We start from the raw sequence: 5,017 nt of genomic DNA on the forward strand, positions 1-5,017 counted from the left end.
AAAGCTGCATAATTTTTAAAATGAAACTCGTTAGAGTTTATTTGGTGTGTGTACTTTTCAATACCAAAAGTACATTATGTGTTTTTTAGTTTGTTTGAACGAAAGTTCATTTTGTTTTCGTTCTTAAGTTGATGGGCATGGGGTAGCGTCAGGAAAATGCGGATTTACAACGTTAAGGAAACCAAAATATAAAAAGTCTAATTTCTCGGTGTTATAAGTGAAAAATTAGGCTTTAGTTACTTCATTAAAGCGCCTGATTGTTGAAGACTAAAGTTTATATTCACCAAGAAAATTGATGTGCTCTTATCCTAACAAATTTTATTTAGGACTTACATGTATGCCTTCACGCTCTCGCCAATCTGCGTAAAGTATACGCTTTACATTATCATATCCATTGGTAGTTAATTGGTTATCTAACCACTGTTGATCAAATCCGAGTTCATGTAAATTATCCCATAAAATTTCCCCATCTATAATTAACGATGTTGGGAGGTCTACTGGACTTTCTGGAAGATTGAGATCTGGTTTTTGATACTTGGATTTTAATAATAAACTTATTTGCCCATTAGCTTCCAATATACCGTATTTGACTTCGCGAACTGAAAAGACATTATTTTGACGGAGTATACTCAATACTTGATTTACATCCAATTTGTTCTTTGTAAGTAACTTTCTGTCCATAACACCATCTCGAATGATGATGTTAGGATTGCCTAATAAGAGAGAACGTGTCGATTTATTTTTTAGAGTCATAAACTCTATTCCCAACATAAGAAACGTCCACAATCCGATGGCATATAAAAAATGAAAAATCCCTACCTTATCTTCATAAATGTTATTTCCTAAAAAATCTCCAAGTACTAACACAAAAACTAAGTGAAACGGGGTTTAACTGATAGATGGATGTTCTGCCTGTTATGATAATGATAAAAAATAAAGTTGCAAAACCTACTATGACTTTGATTGCCAGTAAACCCCAAAAAACTTCACCCAAAATTTATTCCTCCATTTTATATTTCACTCGATTTCAAAAATCCTCATGTTTTAAAATATTTATATTACAACATGTAAGCTAATTAAAATCAGAAAGATAAATAATACCGGTTTTTTCAACTTATAATAATGGAGAAAGCACGCGAGCACCCTGTTCAACAATGCGCTCGGTCAGGGATCGTTGCACCAAGTCTTCAATTCTTAATGGTACAGAATCAGTAAGATCCCTCTCGAACTGCTCTGTGAGTTCCCTTGTCACATCAGCACTGTACACGACTTGACACACCTCATAATTCAGGCGAAAACTTCTCATATCATAGTTTGCTGAGCCTACGGCAGCAATCTCCTCATCGATGGTCAACACCTTCGCATGTATCATTCCTTTGTCGTACTGGTAGATTTGAACTCCAGCTTCTATAAGTTCTCCGTAATAAGTACGGCTTGCAAGACCCACGATTTTTTGATTATTGTGGCGAGGAACCAGCAATCTTACACGGACACCACGAGTTACTGCTGTCTTTAATGCCATGATAATATCCGTTTCTGGTACAAAATAGGGTGTTGTTAAATCAATAGTCTTGGTCGCCTGTGTTATACATATAAAGTAAGCTTGCCGAATGACTGGGGTAGGAATTCCAGGGTTTCCTTCCAACGTATGGATATACGCTTTATGCAATGTCCTAGTTTTTCCGGATATGTCCATTTTTTTATCATCAAGGGTGCTCAACTCTGATCCCAATTCGGCTGACCATTTGGAATGATCTGCTCTGCCGATTGAATTGATTTTCGTTACCTCTGATTTTGTTTTCAAATTTGTTTTTGATTTTATCCTTTCCGGCACAGCGATTTCCCAATGAACATCAAAAACAGTCTGCAAGTCGCCTGTTGCTTCCCCTATAATTTGCAAATGAGTGTCCCTCCAAAATCCTACGTCTGGCTTTAATCCTGTATATTCATACCCAACGTTCATACCGCCAGTAAAGGATTCCTTTCTGTCAATCGTCACAATCTTACAATGATCCCGATAATTCCAATTGGACAAAATCCAGGGAAATCGCAGAGGAAATATTGTCCTACATTCTATCCCTGCTTCAACCATCTGCCGGATTTTTTCACGCGGGAATTTATAACTCCCCAAGCTATCTCTCATAAAACGAACCTGCACTCCATTTAATGCTTTTTCGATTAGCAGTTCTGTGATTCGATTACCAATTTGGTCGTTCCGATAGATGAAATATTCCAGATCAATGGTTTCTTGGGCTTTTTGCAGGGATACAAGGAGTTGATCATATTTTGCTATCCCATTGTTAAACACTTGGACTTGGCCCATTCGAAGCCCATTCACAGTGAAATGCCGTAAAGCATTGGCAATTACCGATGCTGAAGCACCGAATGTCTCAGGTAATTTGTTAGATTCATTTTTAGAACAGGTCAATCTTTTTCGATGAATAAACTTAGGGTTTGATATGCTAAGATATAGCCAGAAACCAATGACAGGTAAAAAAAGGACGATTATTATCCAATTCAAAGCCTTGGCAGGCCGACGAACTTCCCAAATTGCTATGAATAAGATAAAGAACGTATTTAACAGGTATAGATAAAAAATCCACTCCAACTGGAATCCCTCCTTCTGTTACTCTTAATATGTACAAACTATGTAACCAGTATACGTATGGAATATGAAGGGATTGTCTGTTATATATTATGGACTACCTTTATAAGAACTTGTATAAGATATTAAGAACGAAAAAAAGAGAATTAAGGTTGGGAAAGTTCTGACATCAAGAAAGGCGTAATGATCTGGGCACTGTCCTAACTAGAGACTTAGTGATTTTGAAAATTACCATCTGGTAAATTCCTAAATATAGGTATAATTTTTTATAAATTTGGAAAATGAAAGTGGTAAATGCAATAAGAAGTAAATAAGAGAAAACATTAATTTATATTGGGAGGAAATCGTCTTAAAATTAGTCGTTAACATCTTTTTTGTTAATGGTTAATGAATGATCGGTATCTCTAACAGCAGCATAAAAAAAATCTTTGATTTGAAGATATCCCTTTGCCTTTAGTTCTTCCTTTAACCACTTTTCATTTTTGTTGATAAATTTTAATTTACGCTTTTGCACTTTCCCTTCAATGACAACGGCTATGGGTAATCCGCGGTATTCCACTTTCATATGTAAATCTTTTGGAGTAATAGGAACTAATTCTTTTCTTGGAAAAATGCTAATTTCACCTGTTGCTTCCAAAATCGCATATTCATTATCGTGAATATCCGGATATCCTGTTGTTCTTAAATTAGACAACAGCTCAGGTAAAGGATATCTACTTTCCTTTAACTTTCGATTAAGATAAAAAAAGAATCGCTCCAAAATCATGAGGGGTAAGTTGGGCTAGAGCTGATTTCCCTAAAATATTTACTGCTACAATAAACACAATATAGATAAAAATAACTTTAACTAAAAAAATAGACACTTCTAACACCTCGTAAAAAAATTCACCTAGTCCGAAATTGGACTAAGGTTTTTAAACTTATTTCAATTAAAAATGGTATCTTTTTTTCGTCATGTATGAATCTAAGCTAAATCCTTATCCTTTTAAAATAGGGGTCACTTTATCAATGGCTTCTTGTAATTTTTCACTGTTTAACCTATACATTTGTTTGGCGTCTTTTGATTCCGTTCCAAGAGCAAATAGTTCTAAGTCTGCTTGACATTTTTTCAAGGTTGAAAGAATTAAGGGTCTTTCTTGTGGGGGTGCGACTTGTAATTTATCGTCAAACAGATCAATCGTTAACTCTCCGTAAGAATTAACCTGTCCCAGAAATACATTTTCAATCGTTACCCCTAGTTTTTCTAATTCAGTTTGTAGCCAAGCCCGACTTCGTCCAATCGTGGCTAGTGGTTCATCCATTATTGTACCATCCATAATAATGGTCTGAGGCTCCTTGATTGAAGCAACCTTCAAGTTTATATCCTTTGCTGTTAAAAAGGTTGATTTTCTTTCTTTAGCATCGCAGATAAATCACCTGTTGCCTCTAAAACAGCAAATTCTACATCAGAGACTTGAAAGACATCCTTCCTGCGAAGGAGATCTAACAGTTCATCTGTCGTATATCTTTCCTTTTTTAAATTATCTTCCATAATCTTCCCATCTTTGATAAATACAGTTGCTTTTCCTTCTATAAAATTGCGAAAACGTTTACTTTTTAATGAAATTAAACCAGCGAAAAAGGGAATAGCCGCAAAAATGACAATTCCAATAATTCCGTGAAAAATGTTCCGTTCAAGTCCTATAGCCACTTCTGCACCAATATTCCCAATAGAAATACCGGTGACATATTCAAAGAAAGTTAGTTCGGAAATTTGCTTTTTCCCTAACCATTTTGTAATGAAAAATAAAACAGCAACAAATAATGCTGAGCGTACAGCTATATCTAACCATTCAGGCACTGCTTACACCTCCTGTAAATATAGTTTTTCTAGAAACCTTTGTACTGAAGTTCCTCTCCTTCTAGTTCTCCTACTCTTTTTTTTAAATCTTTTGTTACTTCGTATACTACCATCATAGCCTCATGCAAAGTTCGCTTCGATTCATCATCAAGAGTCCGTAATGCTAAACTTGAGAGACTTGCTTCTACCCCTCTTAGACTGGCAAAACACTGTTTAACATCTGATCCTACTGTCATCCTAATTCTCCTTATCCTTTTGGCTTAAAAATTAAAGCTCCTATCATGCCGAAAACAATGGCAGCTGAAATACCAGAACTAGTTACTTCAAACATTCCTGTCAGTACACCAACTAACCCATGTTTTTCAGCTTCCTGCATCGCACCATGAACAAGCGAATTCCCAAAACTTGTAATCAGAACGGTAGCCCCTGCCCCAGCAAAATCAATCAAAGGCTCGTATAGTCCAAATCCATCTAAAAGCACCCCAATCACTACAAGGGGTACCGCCAGCATTTCGGAAAAAAACCACGCTAAGAGAATTTATCTAAAAAAGAGCCGAAATTTACCCCGTTAA

At 35.9% G+C, this 5,017-nt stretch carries 4 protein-coding genes and 2 pseudogenes; all 6 read right to left on the minus strand.

Translation table 11 applies throughout. From position 1 onward, the window contains the following. Positions 1 to 318 precede the first annotated feature (318 nt). Positions 319 to 867, minus strand: a complete 549-nt coding sequence (locus PDQ68_RS28210) for a DUF421 domain-containing protein (protein ID WP_002029079.1) — start codon at positions 865 to 867, stop codon at positions 319 to 321. Between the two features lie 247 nt (positions 868 to 1,114). Then, entirely contained in the window at positions 1,115 to 2,608 is a 1,494-nt protein-coding gene (locus tag PDQ68_RS28215; protein WP_000454745.1) for a phospholipase D-like domain-containing protein, read from the minus strand. 352 nt (positions 2,609 to 2,960) lie between these two features. Beyond that, positions 2,961 to 3,468: pseudogene (locus PDQ68_RS28220) on the minus strand (DUF421 domain-containing protein). 114 nt (positions 3,469 to 3,582) lie between these two features. Then, positions 3,583 to 4,445: pseudogene (locus PDQ68_RS28225) on the minus strand (DUF421 domain-containing protein). 29 nt (positions 4,446 to 4,474) lie between these two features. Beyond that, positions 4,475 to 4,681: a DUF1657 domain-containing protein gene (locus PDQ68_RS28230; protein WP_000215801.1), complete on the minus strand. Its 207-nt coding sequence runs from the start codon at positions 4,679 to 4,681 to the stop codon at positions 4,475 to 4,477. Positions 4,682 to 4,692: 11 nt separating this feature from the next. After that, positions 4,693 to 4,956, minus strand: a complete 264-nt coding sequence (locus PDQ68_RS28235) for a SpoVA/SpoVAEb family sporulation membrane protein (RefSeq protein WP_087943165.1) — start codon at positions 4,954 to 4,956, stop codon at positions 4,693 to 4,695. Between the last annotated feature and the right edge of the window lie 61 nt (positions 4,957 to 5,017).

Source organism: Bacillus cereus group sp. Bc010, assembly GCF_027716745.1.
GTDB classification, from domain to species: Bacteria; Bacillota; Bacilli; order Bacillales; family Bacillaceae_G; genus Bacillus_A; species Bacillus_A pacificus.